Source organism: Bradyrhizobium sp. RDM12, assembly GCF_051917485.1.
Taxonomy (GTDB): domain Bacteria; phylum Pseudomonadota; class Alphaproteobacteria; order Rhizobiales; family Xanthobacteraceae; genus Bradyrhizobium.
This window is the reverse complement of the sequence record NZ_CM133064.1, coordinates 7578093-7599408: the sequence shown is the minus strand read 5'-3', so window position 1 is coordinate 7599408 and position 21316 is coordinate 7578093. Positions and strand designations below refer to the sequence as shown.

The following is a 21316-nucleotide window of genomic DNA, read 5'->3' as shown; positions in this document are numbered from 1 at the left end:
CAAACGAAGCTGAATGCTTGCTCGCGAGACGCCAAACATCAGCGATCGCATCCACCAAGGCTCTGGACTTACTTGCGCCGTGCCGCGAGCGGGGAAGACCGCCGGTGCGTGCGCAAGGGGCGCCCAACTTCTTCCCGGTTCGCAATGACCTTTCTTCTGTCGAGCGGTAGCTCTGACCCCCGGCCACGTCCCAGGCGCCGCGGCAGAATGTACTCGACTTCAATGCTGATGCCGTGAGGCTCAGCGAGCAAGGCTGCTTTTGTGAAGGGTTTCGGACGCGGACCGCCCGAATATGCCGCGCCGCCACCGCTGCGGCCGGCATCCGAACCCTTCACATTCGCGACATTCTAGCGGTGCGCCGACGAATTCCGGTCTACCCCGATAGGCAGACATAACGGATTCGTGAACCTCGCCACCGCGCGACCGCTGTCCTTGCGAATGAACACAAGAGACGGCAGGTGCGACCAACCCTTCAGCGGGAAGACTTGCCACAGCGCCTGCCTCCGGCTGCATGTCAGGACGTTCGAGGCAGCATTCCCGCTCCGGGAAGCGCGATATGCTGCAGTTGAAAGACAAGGTCGGACGGTTCGCGACGACAGGGCGCAGCTGTCAGAACTGGAAAAAGGATCAGGAGCTGGTCATTTCGCTGCTCAACAAGATTGCCATTTCCGACGGTGGCGCCGAAAACACGCTTAAACCACAGATGGTCGTGACCGGCTATGCCAGCGACGGCCTTTACAATTCGATTCTGTACTTCCAAAAGAAGAACTTTCCCGGCACGCTTGACGGCTATGTTCGGCCTGCCGGCCCGACATTCAATCGGCTCGTTGAACTGTCGACGAAGGCGGCCGCCGAGCCCGCCCCGCCAAAGGGCCAATGGGACGCAATCGCGACTCCTTCCGTCGACGCTGCACTTCGCAAAGGCCTCATCGACGATTCAAAGCTGGACTACGCAGAGGTCGTTGACATCATCCGGGCTACCGTCGCAGACGGCGTGGTCACCGCATTCGAGCTGGACGACCTGACCACCATTGCGAACACCTCCAGAACGCTCTCCCCCACCTCGAAAAAGCTCATCACGCTCTTCGTCGGAGAAGAATACAAGGAGAAGCGCGGGATTGGACCGTACGACCTCAATTCCGACCAGAAAAAATTAGCCGCGGAAATAGTCTGCGATTTCCTGAAAAACACGAGAACGACGTTCTTTCCGAAGCTCGACCCACACCGCGTCGGCATAGGTATTCTCAGGCGCATTGCGAAGCCGAGCCTCATCAATCAAGATCAGGGAAGTCTGTGCGGGCCATCCGCCCTGATGTTCGGCTACGCGTCCGACAAGCCAGGGTCTTACGCGCGGTTCGCGATCGATCTCTATCAGAAGGGGCAGGCGAACCTTGGCCGCCTGCTGATCAAGCCCGGAAAGGATGTGAGGAACTTCACGCCACCCTGGTCACTGGACCACGTGGACTGGCTGACATGCGCCTCCATTCGCGATTCGGAGAACTGGTTCCTCGATTTCGACGACACAGGCAAGATCAGCGATCTTGCGGGTGTCACCCTGCCGAGCGAAATGGAGCAATGGTTTCGCAAGGCAGGATACGGGGACGTGCGCGAAAATACCAACATTTCGCGATTCAACAAAGACATCGACGACGTAAACGAAGCCAACCGGCTGCTCGACAGCGGATATCGCGTATGTCTTTTCATAAGCGCCAATATGATCGACTATGACGACCAGTCCGATAAAGGCTCCGCGTTTACGATGCACTGGGTCGTGCTGCGCGAGAAGATACAAGTGATGAACGGGTACGTGAAGGCGAAGGTCTTCTCATATGGCGACGGAGACTACGTGATACCGCATCCGCAGGAAAAAACCGGTGCCGTCAAGCCCCTCCCCGTTCGGGACTTTCTTATGAATTTTTATGGGTACGTTGCTGCCAAGGGGTGACCGGGGCCAGAAGCGCCGAAGGCATGACGATGCTGGTCACGCACGAGATGGCCTTCTTCGCCGATATCTCGACCTGCGTCGGCTTCATGAATGCCGGCATCATGGCCGAGGATCGGCACGCATCCGCCAGCCGCGCAGCGAAACGGCCGAAGCTTCTTGAGCCGGTTTTACGAGGCGCACCGAGGCTTGTACTCGCAGAACGACCGGCAGTCAGGGCGCGTATGAGGTCTGCTGTACCCCTGATAGTGGCGCGATAGCGGACCTCAGCAGAGGTTGGCTTTGGGTCCAAAGGACTAAACCGCTCGCGCGGTAGGGCACGACGGCCGGCAGCACGGCTGAGGGATAGCGCAACGAGGCGTCCTGTCTTGAGATGAGGGGTTGCAACAACCTCACTCAAGACAGGAGCATCCCCATGACCGACGAGGCAATGAGCCCGTTGCGCCGGCGCATGATCGAAGACATGACGATCCGCAGGCTGGCCCCGAAGACCCAACATGACTACGTGCAAAGGGTCAAGAACTTCGCCGCATTTCTCGAGCGCTCGCCGGATACGGCGAGCTTCGAAGACGTGCGCCGCTATCAGCTGCACCTGGCCGCGAGCGGCGTTGGTGTGCCGACCATCAATCAGACGGTTTCGACACTGCGGTTCTTCTTCCGGGTCACGCTGAGGCGCCACGAGATCGTTGAGCATACGCATGTCATTCACGAGCCTCGCAAGCTGCCGGTGGTGCTGAGCCCCGAGGAAGTGGCGCGGCTGCTCGATGCCGCACCCGGGCTCAAATACAAGGCGGCGCTGAGCGTGGCCTACGGCGCCGGCCTGCGCGCCACCGAGGTCATCTCGCTCAAGGTCGCCGACATCGACAGCAAGCAAATGATCATTCGCGTCGAGCAGGGCAAAGGCGGCAAGGACCGTAACGTCATGCTCTCACCACTGCTGCTCGATCTGCTGCGCACCTGGTGGCGGGCGGCGCGGCCCCGGGGTTGGCTATTTCCAGGCCGCGATCCGGCCCAGCCGATGACGACACGGCAGCTCAATCGCGCCTGTCATGCCGCCGCCCAAATGGCCGAGATCCACAAGCGCGTGTCGCTGCATACCCTGAGGCACAGCTTCGCCACCCACCTCTTGGAGCAGAACATCGACGTCCGCGTGATCCAGGTGCTGCTCGGTCACGCCAAGCTCGACACCACGGCGCTCTATACCCGCGTCGCCACCAAGACGATCAGCGAGGTCATGAGCCCGCTGGAGCACATCGCGATCAAACTGAAGGAGGACCGGCCGCCCGGCTGACCTGGCGCGCATGTCGCGCCCGGCCTTGGAGGTTGCGGATATCTTCCGCGACCATGGCCCGGCATGGCGCAAAGCCCATGCCGGTCATGTCGGCCTCCAGCAATTGAAGGTGATGTCAGCAATCGAGCGCTGCCGCACGGCCGCTCTCGGCGGCCATGTCGCGCGCTGTGCGGACTGCGCCTATACCACCATCGCCTACAACTCCTGTCGCAACCGCCATTGCCCAAAGTGCCAGGGCGCCGCCGCGAAGGACTGGCTCACCGACCGCGAGGCGGAGCTGTTGCCGGTGCCGTACTATCACGTGGTGTTCACGCTCCCGGCGTCGATCGCCGACATCGCCTATCACAACAAGGCCGCCATCTACGACCTGCTGTTCAAAGCCTCGGCCGAGACCTTGACCACGATCGCGGCCGACCCAAAACACCTCGGCGCCCGCATCGGCGTCACCTCGGTTCTCCATACCTGGGGCTCGGCCATGACCCATCACCCGCACGTCCACATGATCGTGCCGGGCGGCGGCATCTCGCTCGACGGCGAGCGTTGGGTGGCGTGCCGGGTGGGCTTCTTCCTCCCCGTGCGCGTGCTCTCGCGCCTGTTCCGCCGGTTGTTGCTGGAGAAGCTGATCGCCGCCCACAACGCCGGCCGCCTCCAATTCTTCGGCAACCATGCTGCTCTCGCCGACCCGCAGGCGTTCGCAGCCTATCTGGCGCCGCTGCGCCGAGCCGAATGGGTGGTCTATGCCAAGCGCCCGTTCGGCGGGCCACAGGCTGTGCTGGCCTATCTATCGCGCTATACCCACCGCGTCGCCATCGCAAACAGCCGGCTGATCGCCTGCGACCGCACCGGCGTCACCTTCCGATGGAAGGACTATCGCGCCGAGGGTCGCGACCGCCAGAAGCTCATGACACTCTCAAGCAGCGAGTTCATCCGCCGCTTCCTCATCCACGTCCTGCCGCAAGGCTTCCACCGCATCCGTCACTACGGCCTGCTCGCCAGTGGCACCCGCGCCGATAACATCGCTCGCGCGCGTGAGCTGCTCGCCGCTGCAAATTCTGAAGGTCAGCCCATCACTGCCGCCGCCGATCAAACCAAGCCGAGCTGCCCATGCTGCGGCGGTCGCATGGTCGTCATCGAGGTCTTCGAGCGCGGTGCTACGCCACGACATCGGCCAACAGCTCCAACGAACCGCATCAGGATCGACACCTCATGACCGCGTCACAATCCCGCAAAACGGCTTATCGCGCGCGCTGCCTCTCGACCGGCCATGGCAGAGCGCGCCCAGATATCCGCCAGCCGCCGCAAATCGTCCGCCAATCCACCCCGTTCAACGCGGCAGGCCCCTCATTCATGAGCTGCTCCGCCCTCGGCCAGCTCGCCGAACCGGCTCAATTCCAATCAAACACATCATCCGCGGCACGCAAATCCCCATAGCCCACGCCGCGCCACCCACATGCCTCACCCGCGGTTTCCTCCCTTGGAGGCTTTCGGACGCCGGCCCTCGTGTGCGCGGCAACACCGTCATGGGGCCGGCATCCGAAAACCTTCACAGTAGGCGACTTGGCGAGGATGGCCACGTCTCGCGCAAGGCGGACATTCGGTCGGGCCGATAGTTCGCAAAAGAGCCGATGTTTCTGAAAAGTCCGGCATTTCTTGATCGCAAATTTCCCGCAGAGTGATCGCGAAACATCGACAATCCGCGGACTGACGCACCGCGTCAAGGTGACCCTATTCGATCAGAAGTGCTGTGAAAAAGTTGATCCGCGCATGTCTGGTTTCGGTCGATAGTTCGGGTAAGCTTGCGACAACTGCGGAAAGATCAAAAACACCTTGGGAGGAAATGATGCTCGATACCACGCCTAATGCGCGCATCCAGGCCCTTCTCGAGAAATTCGAAGCGGCGCTTGTGGCAGGCGACCTGGACGCCGCTGTGGCGATGTTCGCACGCGAGTGCTATTGGCGCGACCTCGTTGCCTTCACCTGGAACGTCAAGACCATGGAAGGTCGCGATCAGATCCGCGAGATGCTCAACTCTTGCTTAGCGCACGCAAAGCCACTCAATTGGAAAATTGCCGACGAGGAAAGCGCTACCGAAGCCGATGGAGTGACCGAATGCTGGATCTCGTTCGAGACCGAGGTCGCGCGCGGCTACGGTCTAATCCGTCTCCAGAATGGCCAGATCTGGACGCTGCTGACGACGATGGTCGAATTGAAAGGTCACGAGGAGAAAGCGGGCTTTACCCGGCCGCTTGGCGCCCGCCACGGCGTCAATCCCGGCGCCAAAACCTGGAAGGAATTGCGGGACGAGGAAGCCGAGCAGCTCGGCCTTAAAACGCAGCCGTACGTGCTCATCATCGGCGGCGGCCAGGGTGGCATCGCACTCGGTGCGCGGTTGCGCCAGCTCGGCGTGCCCACCATCATCGTCGAGAGGAACGGCCGTCCCGGCGACTCATGGCGCAACCGCTACAAGTCGCTCTGCCTGCATGACCCGGTCTGGTACGATCATTTGCCCTACATCGACTTTCCGAAGAACTGGCCGGTGTTTTCGCCCAAGGACAAGATCGGCGACTGGCTGGAGATGTACACCAAGGTCATGGAGCTGAACTACTGGACCGGCAGCACGGCCAAACACGCTGACTGGGACGACGCCAAAAAGGAATGGACGGTCGTCGTCGAGCGCGGTGGCAAGGAGATTACGCTCAAGCCGAAGCAGCTGGTTTTTGCGACCGGCATGTCCGCCAAGCCCAACATGCCGCAATTCAAGGGCATGGATACCTTCAAGAGTGAACAGCACCATTCCTCGCGCCACCCAGGCCCCGATCGCTACAAGGGCAAGAAGGTAGTGGTGATTGGCTCGAACAATTCCGCACATGACATCTGCGCCGCGCTGTATGAGGCCGGCGTCGACGTGACCATGGTGCAGCGCTCGACGACCCATGTCGTGCGCTCGGATTCGCTGATGGCATCCATCGCCGACCTCTACTCAGAGCGCGCCGTCCGCGGTGGCATGACGACAGCCAAGGCCGATCTGATTTTCGCCTCGCTGCCTTACAAGATCCTGCATCAGTTGCAGAAGCCGGTTTATGACAAGATCCGCAAGGATGACGCCGATTTCTATGCAGGGTTGACGAGAGCCGGTTTTCGGCTCGACTTCGGCGACGACGATTCCGGTCTGTTCATGAAGTACTTGCGTCGCGGCTCGGGCTATTACATCGACGTTGGCGCCTCGCAGCTCATCATCGATGGAAAGGTCAAGTTGGTCGCAGGCCAGGTCGAGGAAATCACGCCCAACGGCGTCAGACTAGACAACGGGAGGGAGTTGGCCGCTGATGTGATCGTCTACGCCACAGGCTACAGTTCGATGAACGGCTTTGTCGCTGACCTGATCAGCCGGGAAATGTCCGACAAGGTCGGCAAGGTCTGGGGACTAGGCTCGAATACCACCAAGGATCCCGGCCCATGGGAAGGCGAAGAGCGCAACATGTGGAAGCCGACGCTGCAGGAAGGCTTATGGTTCCACGGTGGCAATCTGCACCAGTCACGTCACTACTCGCAATTCCTTTCCCTCCAGTTGAAAGCCCTCTATGAGGGCATCCGGACCCCGGTCTATGGCCTGCAAGCCGTCCATCACAAGGCATAAGCTTCGTAGTACACGGGTTGTGTTCGCGGATTAGCGTCGCCAATTGCTGCATGGGCCTGGCAAGCTTGTGCGCACTCCGCATCGAAGATCCTCTGGTCAGCCGCGCTAGTTTTAGCGCCTGTGTCGCATCGACCGGTTGAGCCGGCAATGCAAGGCGGACATCAAAGATAGATGTCGGCCCGGTCTGCGGTTTGAGGTCGGTCTATGGGCGACTTCTTCCATAACAACTGATTTGCGAATCTCCGTTCTTGCTCGCGGGCAGCTCGGATGCTCTTCAAACGGGGCTGAATGCTTGCTCGCGAGACGCCAAATGCGTCAGCGACCGAACCCGTCAAAGCTCTGGACCCACTTTCGCCGCAGGCGGCTTTCCCGCGCGGCAAAGAAGGCCGCCCGTGCGCGCGCAAGGGGCGACCAACACCTTCGTCGCAATAACCTTTGTTCTTGTCAGGCGGTTTTCAGCCCTGACCTGGGCCACGTCCCAGGCGCCGCGGCAGAATGTACTCGACGTCAATGCTAATGCCGTCCCCGCTCAGGGGGTCGCTGTGTAGACCGCAGAGACGGCTAATTCGAAGAAGCTCCCGATCGTGAGATAGCCAATGGTGAGCGCCGACTCTCCGCTTGGGGGCCGCCGAGCAGCAACTCCGCGATGTGACAGCAATCGTCCATCGTCGCCGCCAGCGGTGGAAGCGTGATGAGCTCGCCAGTGCGCTGAGAGATTTTGGCTGGATCGGCGAATTTGGGCTCGCGCCCATTAACGGCGCCCGCGTTGATCAAAGGTACGAAGAATTTCGCGACCTGCGCCGGCTGACCGGTGATATTTTGAATGTTGACCTCGGTCGCGTACACGCCCGGCCGGGCGCCTGCGGTACAGCAGCAGTTCGTCTCGGACTGCCTGCCGCAGACGACCTTCACGCTGTGCACGAGGAACTCGGCTTGCGGTGGTACGGAAGCGGCGGCGAGCAAGTCGCTGAACGGATGCGGGAGCCGGTCATTACCTGAGCCCGTTGGATTCTTGGCCATTTCGATCTCCACGGTGGTTTGCGGAAGACGACCTCCACGCCCATCATACGCCAGAATCGACGCAATCTTGTGAGAGATGCCTCACACACTTGGAAGAAGCCGCGACAGGCCGCAGTTCCTCGCAAGCGGTGCAATGGATCGTCAGGCGACGGTCACTCAATTATCCTCTGAAGGCCGACAAGAGACGCTAAGACAAGCACCAGGACTCCGGCGAAGGTGATGCCAAGGAAAACATTGTGACACCGCATCTCCCATTCATCGCTCCCCCCAGCTACCATGTTGGCGACGGGGAACGGATCATCAAATGGCCCCACGAGTGAGGGTCATGGCACTATCGCCGTATCTCGAGCCGGGATTTCGAGACATAGGTCGTCAGGGGTTCGAGGCTTGCCATCAGTTTTTCCTGCGCTTGCCCCAACCCTTCCTTCAAGCTGTTCAACAGAGACAACTCAGCGACTGCAGGTGGAGTCGTGGCTTTGTCGTTGCTCGAGGGTTCGATGTCCGTTTTTGAGGCCGCATGACGAACAGCAACCTTTTTCGAACGTTCCGGGTTTGTAAGATTCGGCTTTATCCGTACTTCACCAACCGGCGCCGGAGTCGCCGTCCTGGGAGTAGGGACCACAGCTGCAACAGCTGCTTGTGGCCATCGTTCAGCAAACTCCAGAACGCTCGGCGGCGAGACAATCGTCGGCAAATTCGTGTCGATAATGACCCGCTCGGGCAGCCGTTCGGCCGAGGTTATCCTTATGGCTGGCCTGTCGGTCGAGCCACCGGTAGGTTCCGCCAATTGCTGCGGCAAAAACCACCCCAATCCGACAAGCAATAGGACAAGGGCGCTGCCGACAAACCCGAAGTATTTGATCAACGGCATGGGTCGCCTCCCATTCGTGACGACCTTGAAACCGGAATTCTTAGTAGATCGCTAAAGATAGATTAAGAATGGAAACGTGGTTATCGCGGATGTTGCGATGCAGAAAAGACGCCATTCGACCAAGGTTTGTGACATTTGAACGGCTTGGAGGGATGGCTCACCAAGGAGAGAGCCGAGCCCTCAGCGCGTTGAGAGGATTTCGCTTTCTCAAGGCTGAAACAGGGGTTCGATTCCCCTAGGGGAGCGCCAGCGGCTCTAGAAGCGCTGAAATTTCAAGAACATCTAGCAAATCATGGCTTTGACTGCGCTCCGGTGGTAGCACTGCGTGGTAGCTTTTGATGCGCGCGTTAATGGGACTGATTAAGGACAGACACGGGACTTACTACGCGCAGCGGAAGGTGCCCGAACGCCTCCAAGAAGCGGTCGCGCGCGTGCTTAATTCAGACCGGGATCGCCAAGTCTTCCTCAAGAAGTCGCTAGGGACCAAGAACCTCAAGGCCGCGAACGTGGCCGCCACGCACGTTCTCGCAGACTTCGACCGCACGCTTGCGGATGCCGATGCGCTGCTGAAGGAACGTCCCGTCATCGCGTCCCTGACTGATGCGCAGATTAAGCGCATGGCCGAGCGCCGCGTGACTGTGCTCTTGTGTCCCTATCCTTCCGACCGCGCCTGCACTTCTGTAAGCCCGGATTTCCCTTGAGATATTTTTCAGTTCCGGGGAGCCTAAAAAGTCGAACATGAACTGCTTATGCCCCTGCAGCTGATCGCGGACGACCCCTGCGACTACGACACTCTCCGGTGCTGCCAAACGCTGGAGGCGCTCGGCGATATTGATGGCCTCGCCGTGGAGCGCGCCGGCGCTTGAGATGAACACGTCGCCGAGGTTGATCCCGGCACGAACTGCAAGCGACGTTTGGGTGGCAGCGTTTGGTTTAGCGAAGCGATCCGCTTCTGCCAATCCATCGTCGAGACGACGGCGGAATGCGTGCTCTTGAATACGATGAGGAGGCTGTCGCCGGCGACATTATCGATGCGCCCTCCAACACGAGCGATTTCCGCCTTCACAATGTCGAGACAGACTTCGAACTGGCGCGCCGTCCCCTCGGCGTTGTCCTCCATCAGGCGCGAATAGGAAGCCACGTCGGTATGGACTATGGCGAGCAGGAGATGTTCGCCGAATGGCCGATGCTCCGTCGGCGCATCGTCGTTCACGTCGAACAATTCGAACCGAAACTGCACGCCCTCGGCGAGCTCAATTCGATCGCCATTGCGTAGTGCGCAGGCACCGGCGAGCGGGACACCGTTAATGTAGGTGACGTTCGAAGAGCTCAGATACGAGGCGATGAGAGAGCCACCGACCCACTCCAGTGAGAGGTGGGTCCGCGAGACGTTGGGATGGTTGATGCGGATCTGGCACTCAGGCGCTCGGCCGACGATCGTCTTCTCGCGGTCAAGCAGATAGTGCTCCTGACGGAACCAGGGCGCAGGCTCGGTCGGGACCAGGACGCCGCGGGGGAAGTGTCATTCGACCCGTTCGAGTCCACCGGAGGGTTCTCCATACCGTGGCCTTCGCGCCGACGAAGACTCCACACTATCTGAAGCGCCCGCCTAAAAAATTAATCCTCTGCCTTTAGGGAATGCGAAATCATCGGTATCAGCGAGATCGGCCGCCGCGTTGGCATGGACATTAAATGCGAGCGGGTTGGCCCGTGAAGCTATTCAACTATATCGAAGTCGCGACAAAGCTCCGCGACAACATGCACAACGATGGCTTCTGTAACGCCGTTTCTTGCGACGGGCGGCCAGATCAATCCGATTGTCCAATTCACAACGGGATTATGGACCGGCACAATGTCGACGCCCTCAATCTTCTCCGGCGTCTCCCGGTTAACCCGTTCGACGATCATGGCGGCAAGTTCTTTGCGAGTCTTCATGATCTTGGTCAATCAGTCCTCCGAATCGGCCGTCCTACGGACAGAATACCATGGAAGGCCGCAAGCCGGAGTAACAGCCAGGCGCCAACGCTATCGTCGGTAGCAGGCCGCCGGCTTGGTTGAGCAAGGTGGATGTTACCTGCGAGCGGGTCGGCTCATGACCTCAGTTGAGCTTCCGCGTCACGGATATAACTTCCCGCCAGTTTCCGTGCTGCCCAGGTAGGTGATCTTCATTTGAAGGGTGAGCGCGGCATCAGCGTTTGCCGGGAATGCGTCCGCAATTTCGTAGGTCGCGGAGCAAACACCTACGTCGCGCGCACCTATCAGACGACCGGCGTGGAGGTTCTCGAATTCTTGTTGCATGCTGTTCAATTGAGCACCGGAATACGTCGGGCGACCGGCATAGTCTGGTTGACGGTGATGAAGTCGGCCTTTGGAGACGGAATCTTCGCTGGGCAAATCTCCGCTTGGCGTCACCGAGGCAGGTGTCGCACGGCACTAAGGCCCGCAACAAACTTGGAACTAAAGGCGCTCGCCAACCTCCGAACGGCCACTATCGGGCATCCATTTACGTCAACGATCGCGCGCTAAGCCTCGGCACGTTCACCACCAAAGAGGCGGCGGCGGAAGCCTATGCCAAGGCCTCACGCCAGCGCTTCGGCAAATTCGCGAGGGTCGATCGATGCTAGTTCGCCAAACCGTAAATGGATCGAAGTCTCTTTTCGACGGCCGCAATTCGCTTCAAATCACCTTTCTGCAAGTTTTTCCGACCTCTCGTCTCAATGACGACGCTCCAACTGTTGCGGTCGGGAATGATACCCAGCCCTTGCGGTCTGACACCTTCCTTCATCAATTCTTCAAGCACAATCCAAGCCAAATCGGTCGCAGAAACAATCTTCTTCGCCATCGCGTCTCCTCAGCGCTGGGAAATGTTAGTTCCGCGCCGATATTACGCAAGCCCCTCCATGGTCTTAGCCAATGAGAGGCCGGAAACCAGAAATTGCCGCTGCACTCGACCTGCGACGAAACCGCCGTCCTGGATGGGCAAAGCTGCGAACGCCGAATGGCGCCGCGTCATGCCGGAGCTCGCCAAGCGCCGCATTCTCACCATTGCAGATCTGGGCAGCCTCGAAAGCTACTGCATCGCGATCGGCCGCATCCGGGGGCCATCGTCATTTTGAACAACGCGCCGAAGTCAGCCTAGGAGCATCCCCCGGTTCACGCTGGCGGGCCTCTGGCAGACCACGGAACTGCCTGATCCGCGAACCGTTCGGTAAAGGCCCCGGGCTTAGTTTCGTGTATAGGCCTGTGGCTATTGGGGAAGGTCATCTTCGGCCTCAGGTCTGTTGTCGCCTGAGGCCGCCTTTTTGAAGCCCCTCTCGAAGGCTGCATCGGAGGTCTGACCAACCGGAGCAATTCACGGCAGGAGCGCTAGGAGGTGTCTCGGGGTCGGTGGATGTCTAGCCCGGAATTGAACAACCCTCGGCGGACCAACGCCATTGGGTGGGTGATTGTCGTGATCGCGGCTATCGCGGTCCGATCGGGCGGTGACGAGAGCGTCCTTCAGTTCGCTCGTCGAGCGCGCGCTTGATTCATGTTGCGTGATACCACCCGATCGTAAGCCGCGAGTGCTGCGTCGGTCGCCAACTCAACCATTTCTCGATAAGCGGCGTCGCTCGTTTGAGTGAAGCTTTCACGGATCGCCCTAGCTAGCTGTTCGTCGGATACAGCGCCTCCCGAGGCTGTTCGTCCAGTTAACCGGCTATACAAATTCACGCGATACACCTCAGCAGCAACTTGCCAAGCCCCATCCTCTAGTCGTTGTTGAACCACGCGGCCCACCCCTTGCTCTACTCGCTGAAAAGATGGGGTAGTCGACCCAGGGGATCGGAAAAACTAACTCAGGTTAGAAAAAATCCGCGCCCCAAATTCAGGTAGAGGTGCTTCACGCTGGACCGGAAATTTACAGGTGGCTCCTTCATCGCACCAGCCGGAACGCGCTCGCCGTGGCGCCTGCGCTGCCCGCGGAGAAGAAAGGCGGCCACAGCGGGCCGCCCTTTGCCTACCATTCGTCGCCGGGTCCGTAATACCCGCGCCGCTCGTAACCGTAGCCGTAAGGGCGATCGTAGCCATAGGAGTCTCGGAAGGAGCGGTCGCAATAGCGCCGGCCGTTCCGATGGCCAATCCGGCGATCCCAGCCGCAGCGCCTACTGGCCCGACGCCGCGATTGTAGTGGTGGTGACTATAGTAATGCCCGCGATGGACCACCCGCGCACTTGCCGGGCTGGCTACCAAGGTCGCGAGCGCCGCAGCGGCGACCAGAAATTTCAGCTTCAACATTGACACTTCTCCAACCTGTGAGCTGGTTCAACCCGCTGGGAAGAGCTCCGTTCCGGTTCCCCAGGTTTGTGGATCGACAAATTGTCCTGCACGACACGGATACAGGCGGCGCCGGGATAATGGATGTCGACGAGTTCACGCATGCAGTGGGCATAGTCCACGGCGGCGCGGCGGTCGGTGACCTTGACGTTGCGCCAGCCTCGATGCGGGTCGAAGGTAACGAAGAGATTGACGGTGCCGTTGCGGCGGTACTCGTAATCGTAGCGCTCCCGCTGTCCCGGCTGGGCTGGAATCGGCTGACGCACCTCGCCGATGAGTTGGACGGGGGTCTCGTCGAAGCAGACCAGCGGCCGGGTGGGATCCGGCGCCTCGGCGTAGAGGTCGAGCACGTCCTCCATGCGGGCGACGTATTCGCCGTCGACATCGGGGATGCACCACATGTCCCTGCGCCACTTGGCTGCGCTGTCTGAGACGGCGCAGTCAGAAAAGTCGGCGCATGGGCTGGTCGGAGTTCGAGACCCTGACGGCACGCTTCCGTCTGCCCGTTCCACGCATCACTCGCAATTGGGCGCAGGCGCGGATATGACGCGGGTTACCCTCGGGAAGAGCCGGGTGCGGGAAAGCCGCCAGCCCGGATCTGTGAGGGCGAAAGCCAAATGGCTGAGCTACTCGACCACGATCCAAGGCGAGGCCAATCCGCGCTTCGTCGTCACCTCGCTCAAGCGCAGCGCGGCGGGCGTGCGGCAGCTCTATGAGGACATCTACTGCGCCCGCGGCGACATGGAGAACCGCATCAAGGAGTGCCAGCTCGATCTCTACGCCGACCGCACCTCGGCCGCCACCATGCGCGCCAACCAGCTGCGGCTGTGGTTCGCCTCGATGGCCTATGTGCTGATCTGTGCCCTGCGGCGCATCGGCCTTGCCGAAACCACCTTTGCGGACGCCACCTGCGGCACCATCCGCCTCAAGCTCCTCAAGATCGGCGCACTGGTGCGCATCAGCGTCCGCCGCATCAGGATCGCCATGGCCTCGGCCTGCCCAGCCGCTCAGCCGTGGGGACATGCGGCTCGTCGCCTGGCCGAAGCCGCCAAGGCTCGCGCCTCGCCGGCCTGACACGCGACGCTGCGACGCGCTCAATCGGCGGCATCACCACAGGCCCAACGGAGACATTCAAAACCAAATCGCCGGCTGCGCCTTCAGCGCCACGGCTCCCCGTTGCCTTGCCAAATCCTCCTATCCTCCGTCGCTGAGCAATCGGTCGTGTGAGAAATGCGGGCTAGGTCTCCGGCCGGGACGTTTGCCTCATTGCGCAGGACACCGCCGCCAAGAGCGGCAAGCCGCTTCGGACCATTCAACGCGACTAACCCGAGCCGAAGCTAGGCCAATGGAAATCCCCCGCGCTTTTCGTGAACGGGCAACGCGATTGCCAACAGATTGCGGAGGGCTCACGGGGCGGCGTTTAGCGCCAAAATTGCGATGACCGCCGTCACGACTGCGACTGTCATGGTAACTGCTTCGAAGCCGATCCCCCACTCGCTGCCTTCACCATAGGTCCACCACAGAAGAACCAATCCAAAGAGAATGCACGCGCCGCCGTTAACGATGACGCGATTAGCTCTTATATCGATAGCGTGAGTAGTAAAAATGACTATTCCCAAAATCAGAAGGGACACTCCTGTTACGGCAGTCAAAAAGTTGGAGCCGCGTCTATGGGGCATCGCTAGTACTCCCATCTTGGTTGATCAGACCAAAGAAACATCTCCGTGCAACTTGAGAGGGTAATCGCACTGCGCTGAATGTCGAGGAGCCTTTGGGTTTGGAAGCGGAAGGTAACAGTCGCCGATCTTGAGGCTGCCCCGAAAGTTTCCGCCGGACCGCGCGACCTGCGTCTGTTCCAGATTTAACTTTCCGCGGCGACATCAAGCTTAATCCGCGTCTTCGGTTGCACCTAGCCGCGTTCGCCGCCAGCAGCCCCTCAAGCTCTGACGCCCAGCGCCCCAGCTTTGGCCGTGGCTGCACCTGCCGCTCGTACTCGAAGGAGGTCTCTCCCGACCTCAGCACCTTCCGAACCGTGTTCCGCGACACCTTCAGGTCGCGGGCGATCTCCTTGATGGTCTTGCCCTTGATGAAGTGCTCGCGCCGTATCCGCGCAATCGTCTCCACGATCAGCATCCTCCACCACCTGCTTTGTTACGAAGCAGGCAGCGCAACAGACCAACCTATTGGGGGTCAATTTTGGACGCCGATCCCCCGGCTTAGGGGGCAATATTGCAAGCCGAATGACACGCAGTGCGCCCGCAATCGAGCGCGGCCCCCTTCCCGCAGCGGCAAGGAGAGCCGCCGACGGACGCCTCCTCAGAGTCCGACTCAAAATAAGTCATTGGTATCTCAGGTTCTGGCCAAACGGCGGGAGAGCAGGCGGATACTGGCGATCAAGACCCAAGCTTCCGCGCTGGCGATGGTTGCCTCGAAGTCTTTGGCGAGCCGTCGGTTGCGGCCGAACCAGGCAAACGTGCGCTCGATGACCCAACGTCGAGGCTCGGCTTTGAACGTTCCAACGCTTTGCGAGCGGGTGACGATTTCAATCGTCCATTGGCCAAGATCAGCGATCGCATCGAGCAGCTTTGGGCCACGGTAGACACGATCGGCGAAGATGTGGCGCAGGGTGGGGAATAGACGGCCGATGATCCGCAACAGCGGGACTGCACCATGATTGTCTTGAACATTGGCGGCATGCACCTGCACAGCCAGCAAGGAGCCCTCGGTATCAGTGACGATATGACGCTTGCGTCCCTTGATCCGCTTCGCCATGTCAAACCCGCTTGGACCGCCACTTTCCGTGGTTTTCACACTCTGGCTGTCGATGACGCCAGCTGTTGGAACAGGCTTGCGTCCTTGTCGCTCGCGCACTCGTCGGACCAGCGCGTCGTTGACCGTGCGCCATAAGCCAGAACCGCGCCACTTGTAAAAATAATGCTGAACCGTCGAGTATGGCGGAAAGTCCTTCGGCAGCGCTCGCCATTGGCAGCCTCTGGCTCCAACGTAGAGGATTGCATTCACAATCACCCGCAGGCTGATCTTGCGCGGCCGGCCGCGCCGCGATCGTGCAGGTAGCAACGGCTCGATCAACTTCCATTCCGCGTCCGTCATGTCGCTTGCATAACGCAGTCCGTCGCGCCGATATTGCTGTCGGGTGGTTTCAGTCCAACTCATGTTGTGCTCCCTTGAGTCTTCGCAAACACAAGGAATCACAACCGGCTGGAATCACTCAACTTTCTTTTTCGGTCAGGGTCTCAGGACGAAGCTTGCGTGCCAGCCTATGGTTCTGGCCTCACCAGTGAGGATTTGATGCCGTGAGTGGGTGCGGCATCGCGTTTCCCTGAACGCGATCCTAACGGCTTGGAAGGAGGTGGGGGAGGCTGCACGGGTAACGAGCTGCCGCGTAAGTCACCCTTCCGGCGGGTTGTCCTCGGCAGCCGCGCGTAGGCGAGTGGGCTCCGACTGCGCCGGCGCGGCGGTGATCCGTCTCTACCGTTCTGACCATCGGCTTCGGCGGCAAGCTTCATTGCCGCGACGGCATCGCGCTCGGAGTCGTACTGGAGATCCATGGATGCAAACATAGTTGCAGATCGTAAACGATCACGCACCGGTGGGACCATAGCAATCCGAGGGCGGCACCGTACGTGGCTGCTGTCGAGCCGTCCGGCCAAGCCCCGCCCCATCCGCCGACTCTTTAGGTGCGCAAGGTTAAGGAGATCGAGCCGCTTCCCGCTTTCATGCGACGTGACCGCGGCGGCCGGCTGAAGCGGAGATGCGGAATGCGCAGGATACGTCCGTCTTCCATTCGAAATACCGGATGACGGTCTCGCGGTTGAACGATCCGGCTGATCAGTTGAAGCGACCCCACCAATTGCTCGACGCGGCCGGCCCGTCCCAAAGGCAGGAGCAAACGCTCGCAATCGATCGTATGACCGCCGCTGTTGTGGGTCGAAAATACGCTGTAGATGGCGCAGCCGCTGGATACGCATTGTTCGGCGGCGGCTAGACCGAACTCCTTCAAGGCCGGTGGCAAAACCTCATCCATCGATTTCCCGGCCCAGCTCGAATTGAAGACCTCTCCTACGCTGGCGCCTTGGTAAAGCGCTCGAAATGTGTGGCCGTCTGGCCGGCGCTCGACGCTCCAGATGACAAGTTGTTTCGGGTCATGCAACCGCGCTTCCGGCCTGAACTGATCCAGCGAAGGAAAGGGCAGATCGCCGGCCGTGCGTGCCCAGTACCGGCACATGGCCTGCTGACTGATGGACTTCACATCGGCAAATGAACCGTCCGTGTATTGCATAGTGCCCCAACGTACAACCACACCGTTAACGAGCCATAGTTCGACCGGTGTTCGGGCGGCGCGCTCGGCAGCCGCTGGAGCGACGGTAGCAACGGCGGGCCCAAGGCCGGTACGTCGACGTCTCGGAGGCCGCGCGCGACGGCGAACTCGCATTTCTTCGGACCGAGATCTATCTTCGCGACATCGAACCGCGCCTGCAGACGCTGACCGCATTCACCCGTTCGTGTCTGACAAGCCTACTCGGCCGTTTCCGCTTAGCGCGCGAGACGCTTCTCGACACGCTTGCGGCTATTGCCGACCTTCTTCACGGCCTTCTTCACCGCCGAGACTGAGCGGCCGGACTTCTTGGCTTCGTATCGCACTTCGTGGTCCTGGCCTTTAGCCACGCGCGCGCGGTCCTGTTTGCGTCCACGCGCGGTCTTCTTCGCTGCTACCATCGGCTCCTCCTGTACGAATTGATGGCGGTGCAACGCTGAAGGGATTCGTAGGCTCCGCAACGATCCCTCCATCCCCTGCGCAACGCCGCCCGCGGCAACCGTGACGAATGGGCTGGCCTGCATCTCGCCGTCACGTTCGACGGGTGCGTCTAGTCGCCTAAAGCGTGCTGCACTTCGGGTCCGCTCTTCCTCCGAGATCGGCACTTTGGCGGACACCGCCCCGAGGTCCGAATTGGGCCAACATGTCGTTCGTGGCCGGATACGCGCGCGAAGGTCGCGGGTCATGATCTCGATTAGCGCTTTCCCGCACAATCGCGGGCTTGCCTGGACCGGCCGATCAGTTGCCACTCTCGATCCAGCAGCGGGAAAGTGTTCAAGACTGTTCTCGCGGCAAATCGTTCCGGCGCACGCTTTGCTTGCTTGCATGCAAGGCGGTATCGAGGATACATTGGGCGCGTTGTCGCAGAATATGGAATTGAGTGCCCGCACGGGCAGCTCGACGCACCGACTTTTTTATCGTGCTTGCCGTTGCGACTGAATTGATCACTGTTCAATGCGCTGCGCTCTTGCGTGCCGGCGATGTGGGTTGCCGATACCGCTTCTCGACGAGCGGACGACATTTTTGGGCCCGAAACGCGCCATGTGGGCACACAGCTCATGAGAGGTGTCTGCTATGACACAAGCGTCCAGCAAAGTCGGCATGATTGCGGAAGAGACCGGAGCACTTTCGTTCATGGGCCGCGCCAACGCCAACGTGGCAAGGATGGTGGTTGCCGAGATCAACGCCAATGGCGGCCTGCTGGGACGGAAGATCGAGCTCTATCTCGAGGACGGCGCAACGACCGACGCCGTCGCGGAAGCCAAGGCGGCCAAGCTTGTTTCGCAGGACAAGGTGGATGTGATCTTCGGCGGCATCTACAGCTCCACCCGGCAAGCCATCAAGGGCCCCGCCGTCGTAAAGGGCAGGACGCTCTACATCTACCCCGAACAATACGAAGGGCAGGAATGCGACCCGCTGATCTTCTGCACCGGCCCGGTGCCGGCGCAGCAGCTCGACCCGCTCATTCCCTGGCTGATGCGCAAGACCGGTGCCAAGACATTCTACCTGCCGTCCGCAGACTACATCTGGCCGCGCGTGATGAACGAAAGGGTCCGCCAGCTCGTCACCGCCAATGGCGGCAGCATTGTCGACGAGGAATACTATCCCCTCGATCACATGGAGTACGACGCGACAGTTGGGAGGATCATGGCCAGCGGCGCGGAAGTGGTGTTCAACACCATCGTTCCGCCTGGGGTCGTGCCCTTCTTCCGGTTTTCAGAGCCGCGGCGGGCAACTGATCTGCACCTACTTCGACGAGAACCTGCTCGGCCTGCTGCCCGCGCCGCATGTGGAAGGCCTCTACGGCTGCCTCGACTTCTACCAGAACGTCAGCGATCCCTTCAGCAAGACGCTGCTCAGTGCGTACGACAAGCGCTATCCAGACGGAGAGCAGTTTACCGGCGGCAGCGGCTGCTCCGGCCTCTATCGTGGGATCAGCTCTGGGCGGCGGCCGTGAACGAGGCCGGCTCGCTCCGCCAAGAGGACGTCATCGCGGCGCTCGATCACGCAAGGATCGCGGAGGGGCCGGGCGGTCCGGCGGAAATGGTTCCCGGCCAGCACCACGTCCGCTTGAACATGTACATCGCCCAGGCGAAGAACGGCTGTTTCGAGATCGTCGAGAACCTGGGGGCTATCGCGCCGGACGAGGCGATGGTGCCGTCCATCGCGGAGTCCGGCCGGAGACCGATCGCGTAGTCAGCCTATCAGTTAGGGAGCGTGAGATGAGTGTCCCGTCTCCGGTCAACGAGAGTCTCCTGAGCCAGCGCCTCGGCGCACTCGGATCGGCAAGAAGCTGGGAGCCGAACGTCCTCTCGATCTCGAACGCTTCATACGTACCGCCGACGACTATGATCTCTTTCGCGTCAACCCCATCGAATACGGCCGCCGTGTCGGCCTGTCCGATGCGAACGCGATAGAGCTGTTCGTGCACACCGCCAAGGTGGGCCTGTTCGAGATGGACTGGCTGCTCATCTGCGCCTATTGCCCGCAGGTCGCGGGCAGCTTTCGCGAGCTCGACCAGGTCCATCCACGCTTTCAATGTGCGTTCTGCAACGCGGTCAACGATGCATCGCTGGACGACTACATTCAGGTCACCTTCACGGTCTCGGGCGGCGTGCGCGACATCATATTTCGCCATCCTGAAATGCTGACTGTCGATGATTTCTACCTGCGCTACAGCTTTTCCAAAGGTTTCATCGCTCCGCACGGGATGACGCACCAGCAGCTCGTGGCTGCGCTCTCACGCGGATTCGCCGATATCAATGCCCAAGAGCACCGCAGCTTCGACTTCGATGTCACAGCTGGCCGTTTCGAGGTGCTGGACCTCTGCCACAAACTTCTTCTGGTCTTCTTCGCGGGCGGGGAGCCGGCAGAACGGCAAGAGACGCTAGTCCAGCTCGAGTCCGGCCGCTTTCTGCTACCGGACCGCCCCACGGCACCGAGAGACATGGTCCTCGGCGACGGACGTTTTTCGTTCCGGCAGACGGCCGATCTCAACCCAGGCAAGCACACCATCCGGATCGAGAACCGCACTGGCGATCGCGGTCGCTTCTGGTTCGTCCAGTATCCCCCAGGCTTCGAACCCCATCTGGTCGAATATGAACCGTTTCTGTCCGGCAAGCGGTTGCTGCTCACCCCGAGCTTCCGCGAACTCTACAAGGCGCAGCTGGTGGATGAGGGCGAGAGCATCAATGTCTCAGATATGACGTTCCTGTTCACCGACCTGAAGCAGTCGACGCCGCTGTACGAAAGCGTTGGAGACGTGAACGCGTATTTTTTGGTTCGACAACACTTCGAGATCTTGAACAGGATCATCAGGGAGAGATCCGGCACCATTATTAAGACGATTGGCGACGCGGTCATGGCCGGGTTCGAGCGTCCCCAGGACGCGGTTTGCGCCTCCATCGAGATGATCGAAGAACTGTCGCAATTCAACCGGACCGCTTCGCGGCCGCTAGGCCTCAAGGTCGGTGTTCATAAAGGTCGGGCGATTGCGGTGACGCTCAATGACCGGATCGACTATTTCGGACAGGACGTGAATATCGCCGCACGCGTGCAAGGTCTTGCCGATGTAAACGAAGTTTGCATCAGTGCAACCGTGATCGAGGCGCCGGGCGTCGGCGACCTCGTCAATTCACACTCGGTGTCGCGCAAATACGAGAACCTGAAGGGCGTCGGTCAAAAGATGGAAGTCCATCGCATAGCAATCACGCCGACGCAGACATAAACGACCGCCGTGCTGCCGCAAGGCGAAGACCGGCGGTTCCTCCACGACAGCCGAAATCGTCCGCTATGGGGGCAATCGCGTCTTGAGTCTGCCGCGGATCACTTCCGGCCAGCCCCGATGAGGGGACATCTTCGGTGCTCATCGGAAGCTCTCAAAGGACCATCAGCGGAAATGAACC

General features: G+C 60.4%; 18 protein-coding genes and 4 pseudogenes. 10 read left to right on the top strand and 12 right to left on the bottom strand.

What is annotated here, in order from left to right; translation table 11 throughout:
* The first annotated feature begins 556 nt into the window (after positions 1-556).
* From ACTGJ9_RS37020 to ACTGJ9_RS37005, 4 genes are all read left to right on the top strand, one after another.
* The gene (locus ACTGJ9_RS37020; RefSeq protein WP_456675047.1) at positions 557-1945 is read left to right on the top strand and encodes a hypothetical protein; all 1389 of its coding nucleotides are present in this window, start codon (positions 557-559) and stop codon (positions 1943-1945) included.
* A 412-nt stretch (positions 1946-2357) separates the two neighbouring features.
* Positions 2358-3233, top strand: coding sequence for a tyrosine-type recombinase/integrase (locus ACTGJ9_RS37015; RefSeq protein ID WP_456673554.1), 876 nt, complete (start codon positions 2358-2360; stop codon positions 3231-3233).
* Between the two features lie 10 nt (positions 3234-3243).
* Positions 3244-4443, top strand: a complete 1200-nt coding sequence (locus ACTGJ9_RS37010; protein WP_456673553.1) for an IS91 family transposase — start codon at positions 3244-3246, stop codon at positions 4441-4443.
* 630 nt (positions 4444-5073) lie between these two features.
* Positions 5074-6870 carry an NAD(P)/FAD-dependent oxidoreductase gene (locus ACTGJ9_RS37005; RefSeq protein WP_456678746.1) on the top strand — a complete coding sequence of 599 codons (1797 nt, stop codon included), beginning with the start codon at positions 5074-5076 and terminating at the stop codon, positions 6868-6870.
* Between the two features lie 561 nt (positions 6871-7431).
* On the opposite strand, the gene ACTGJ9_RS37000 is transcribed toward ACTGJ9_RS37005, so the two are convergent.
* Together ACTGJ9_RS37000 and ACTGJ9_RS36995 are read right to left on the bottom strand one after the other, a co-directional pair.
* The gene (locus tag ACTGJ9_RS37000; protein ID WP_456675046.1) at positions 7432-7890 is read right to left on the bottom strand and encodes a hypothetical protein; all 459 of its coding nucleotides are present in this window, start codon (positions 7888-7890) and stop codon (positions 7432-7434) included.
* Positions 7891-8221: 331 nt separating this feature from the next.
* Positions 8222-8761 carry a hypothetical protein gene (locus ACTGJ9_RS36995; protein WP_456675045.1) on the bottom strand — a complete coding sequence of 180 codons (540 nt, stop codon included), beginning with the start codon at positions 8759-8761 and terminating at the stop codon, positions 8222-8224.
* Between the two features lie 338 nt (positions 8762-9099).
* On the opposite strand from ACTGJ9_RS36995, the gene ACTGJ9_RS36990 reads away from it, so the two are divergent.
* Together ACTGJ9_RS36990 and ACTGJ9_RS36985 are read left to right on the top strand one after the other, a co-directional pair.
* A complete protein-coding gene (locus tag ACTGJ9_RS36990) occupies positions 9100-9462 on the top strand; it encodes a DUF6538 domain-containing protein (protein ID WP_456675044.1) in 363 nt (120 codons plus the stop codon).
* 281 nt (positions 9463-9743) lie between these two features.
* The gene (locus ACTGJ9_RS36985; protein ID WP_456675043.1) at positions 9744-10037 is read left to right on the top strand and encodes a hypothetical protein; all 294 of its coding nucleotides are present in this window, start codon (positions 9744-9746) and stop codon (positions 10035-10037) included.
* 33 nt (positions 10038-10070) lie between these two features.
* On the opposite strand, the pseudogene ACTGJ9_RS36980 reads toward ACTGJ9_RS36985, so the two are convergent.
* From ACTGJ9_RS36980 to ACTGJ9_RS36965, 4 genes and pseudogenes are all read right to left on the bottom strand, one after another.
* Positions 10071-10166: pseudogene (locus ACTGJ9_RS36980) on the bottom strand (hypothetical protein); the annotation flags it as partial.
* A 311-nt stretch (positions 10167-10477) separates the two neighbouring features.
* On the bottom strand, positions 10478-10708 hold the full coding sequence (locus ACTGJ9_RS36975) for a hypothetical protein (RefSeq protein ID WP_456675042.1): 231 nt from the start codon (positions 10706-10708) through the stop codon (positions 10478-10480).
* A 168-nt stretch (positions 10709-10876) separates the two neighbouring features.
* Positions 10877-11155 (bottom strand): hypothetical protein, encoded by a 279-nt coding sequence (locus ACTGJ9_RS36970; protein ID WP_456675041.1) that lies wholly within the window; start codon positions 11153-11155, stop codon positions 10877-10879.
* A gap of 226 nt (positions 11156-11381) precedes the next feature.
* Complete coding sequence (locus ACTGJ9_RS36965) at positions 11382-11603, bottom strand: hypothetical protein (protein WP_456675040.1); 222 nt, start codon at positions 11601-11603, stop codon at positions 11382-11384.
* 133 nt (positions 11604-11736) lie between these two features.
* Between ACTGJ9_RS36965 and ACTGJ9_RS36960 the strand changes: the two genes are divergently transcribed.
* The gene (locus ACTGJ9_RS36960; protein WP_456675039.1) at positions 11737-11877 is read left to right on the top strand and encodes a P27 family phage terminase small subunit; all 141 of its coding nucleotides are present in this window, start codon (positions 11737-11739) and stop codon (positions 11875-11877) included.
* A 1218-nt stretch (positions 11878-13095) separates the two neighbouring features.
* On the opposite strand, the pseudogene ACTGJ9_RS36955 reads toward ACTGJ9_RS36960, so the two are convergent.
* A pseudogene (locus ACTGJ9_RS36955) lies at positions 13096-13488 on the bottom strand (transposase); the annotation flags it as partial.
* Positions 13489-13675: 187 nt separating this feature from the next.
* On the opposite strand from ACTGJ9_RS36955, the pseudogene ACTGJ9_RS36950 reads away from it, so the two are divergent.
* Positions 13676-14149: pseudogene (locus ACTGJ9_RS36950) on the top strand (transposase); the annotation flags it as partial.
* A 332-nt stretch (positions 14150-14481) separates the two neighbouring features.
* Here ACTGJ9_RS36950 and ACTGJ9_RS36945 read toward each other — a convergent pair.
* From ACTGJ9_RS36945 to ACTGJ9_RS36925, 5 genes and pseudogenes are all read right to left on the bottom strand, one after another.
* Positions 14482-14754, bottom strand: a complete 273-nt coding sequence (locus ACTGJ9_RS36945; RefSeq protein WP_456675038.1) for a hypothetical protein — start codon at positions 14752-14754, stop codon at positions 14482-14484.
* Between the two features lie 214 nt (positions 14755-14968).
* A pseudogene (locus ACTGJ9_RS36940) lies at positions 14969-15208 on the bottom strand (IS21 family transposase); the annotation flags it as partial.
* A 216-nt stretch (positions 15209-15424) separates the two neighbouring features.
* The gene (locus ACTGJ9_RS36935) at positions 15425-16249 is read right to left on the bottom strand and encodes an IS5 family transposase (protein WP_456675037.1); all 825 of its coding nucleotides are present in this window, start codon (positions 16247-16249) and stop codon (positions 15425-15427) included.
* A 520-nt stretch (positions 16250-16769) separates the two neighbouring features.
* Complete coding sequence (locus tag ACTGJ9_RS36930; RefSeq protein ID WP_456675036.1) at positions 16770-17375, bottom strand: hypothetical protein; 606 nt, start codon at positions 17373-17375, stop codon at positions 16770-16772.
* Between the two features lie 254 nt (positions 17376-17629).
* Positions 17630-17812 (bottom strand): DUF3606 domain-containing protein, encoded by a 183-nt coding sequence (locus ACTGJ9_RS36925; RefSeq protein ID WP_456675035.1) that lies wholly within the window; start codon positions 17810-17812, stop codon positions 17630-17632.
* Positions 17813-18545: 733 nt separating this feature from the next.
* On the opposite strand from ACTGJ9_RS36925, the gene ACTGJ9_RS36920 reads away from it, so the two are divergent.
* Both ACTGJ9_RS36920 and ACTGJ9_RS36915 read left to right on the top strand, forming a co-directional pair.
* A complete protein-coding gene (locus tag ACTGJ9_RS36920) occupies positions 18546-19607 on the top strand; it encodes a transporter substrate-binding protein (RefSeq protein WP_456675034.1) in 1062 nt (353 codons plus the stop codon).
* 85 nt (positions 19608-19692) lie between these two features.
* Entirely contained in the window at positions 19693-21138 is a 1446-nt protein-coding gene (locus ACTGJ9_RS36915) for a DUF5939 domain-containing protein (protein WP_456678745.1), read from the top strand.
* The last annotated feature ends 178 nt before the right edge of the window (positions 21139-21316 follow it).

Coding starts and splice junctions, on each gene's coding strand:
- ACTGJ9_RS37020 (WP_456675047.1), top strand. CDS start 557: ATGCTGCAGTTGAAAGACAAGGTCGGACGGTTCGCGACGACAGGGCGC.
- ACTGJ9_RS37015 (WP_456673554.1), top strand. CDS start 2,358: ATGACCGACGAGGCAATGAGCCCGTTGCGCCGGCGCATGATCGAAGAC.
- ACTGJ9_RS37010 (WP_456673553.1), top strand. CDS start 3,244: ATGTCGCGCCCGGCCTTGGAGGTTGCGGATATCTTCCGCGACCATGGC.
- ACTGJ9_RS37005 (WP_456678746.1), top strand. CDS start 5,074: ATGCTCGATACCACGCCTAATGCGCGCATCCAGGCCCTTCTCGAGAAA.
- ACTGJ9_RS37000 (WP_456675046.1), bottom strand. CDS start 7,890: ATGGCCAAGAATCCAACGGGCTCAGGTAATGACCGGCTCCCGCATCCG.
- ACTGJ9_RS36995 (WP_456675045.1), bottom strand. CDS start 8,761: ATGCCGTTGATCAAATACTTCGGGTTTGTCGGCAGCGCCCTTGTCCTA.
- ACTGJ9_RS36990 (WP_456675044.1), top strand. CDS start 9,100: ATGCGCGCGTTAATGGGACTGATTAAGGACAGACACGGGACTTACTAC.
- ACTGJ9_RS36985 (WP_456675043.1), top strand. CDS start 9,744: ATGCGTGCTCTTGAATACGATGAGGAGGCTGTCGCCGGCGACATTATC.
- ACTGJ9_RS36965 (WP_456675040.1), bottom strand. CDS start 11,603: ATGGCGAAGAAGATTGTTTCTGCGACCGATTTGGCTTGGATTGTGCTT.
- ACTGJ9_RS36960 (WP_456675039.1), top strand. CDS start 11,737: ATGGGCAAAGCTGCGAACGCCGAATGGCGCCGCGTCATGCCGGAGCTC.
- ACTGJ9_RS36945 (WP_456675038.1), bottom strand. CDS start 14,754: ATGCCCCATAGACGCGGCTCCAACTTTTTGACTGCCGTAACAGGAGTG.
- ACTGJ9_RS36935 (WP_456675037.1), bottom strand. CDS start 16,249: ATGAGTTGGACTGAAACCACCCGACAGCAATATCGGCGCGACGGACTG.
- ACTGJ9_RS36930 (WP_456675036.1), bottom strand. CDS start 17,375: ATGCAATACACGGACGGTTCATTTGCCGATGTGAAGTCCATCAGTCAG.
- ACTGJ9_RS36925 (WP_456675035.1), bottom strand. CDS start 17,812: ATGGTAGCAGCGAAGAAGACCGCGCGTGGACGCAAACAGGACCGCGCG.
- ACTGJ9_RS36920 (WP_456675034.1), top strand. CDS start 18,546: ATGGGCCGCGCCAACGCCAACGTGGCAAGGATGGTGGTTGCCGAGATC.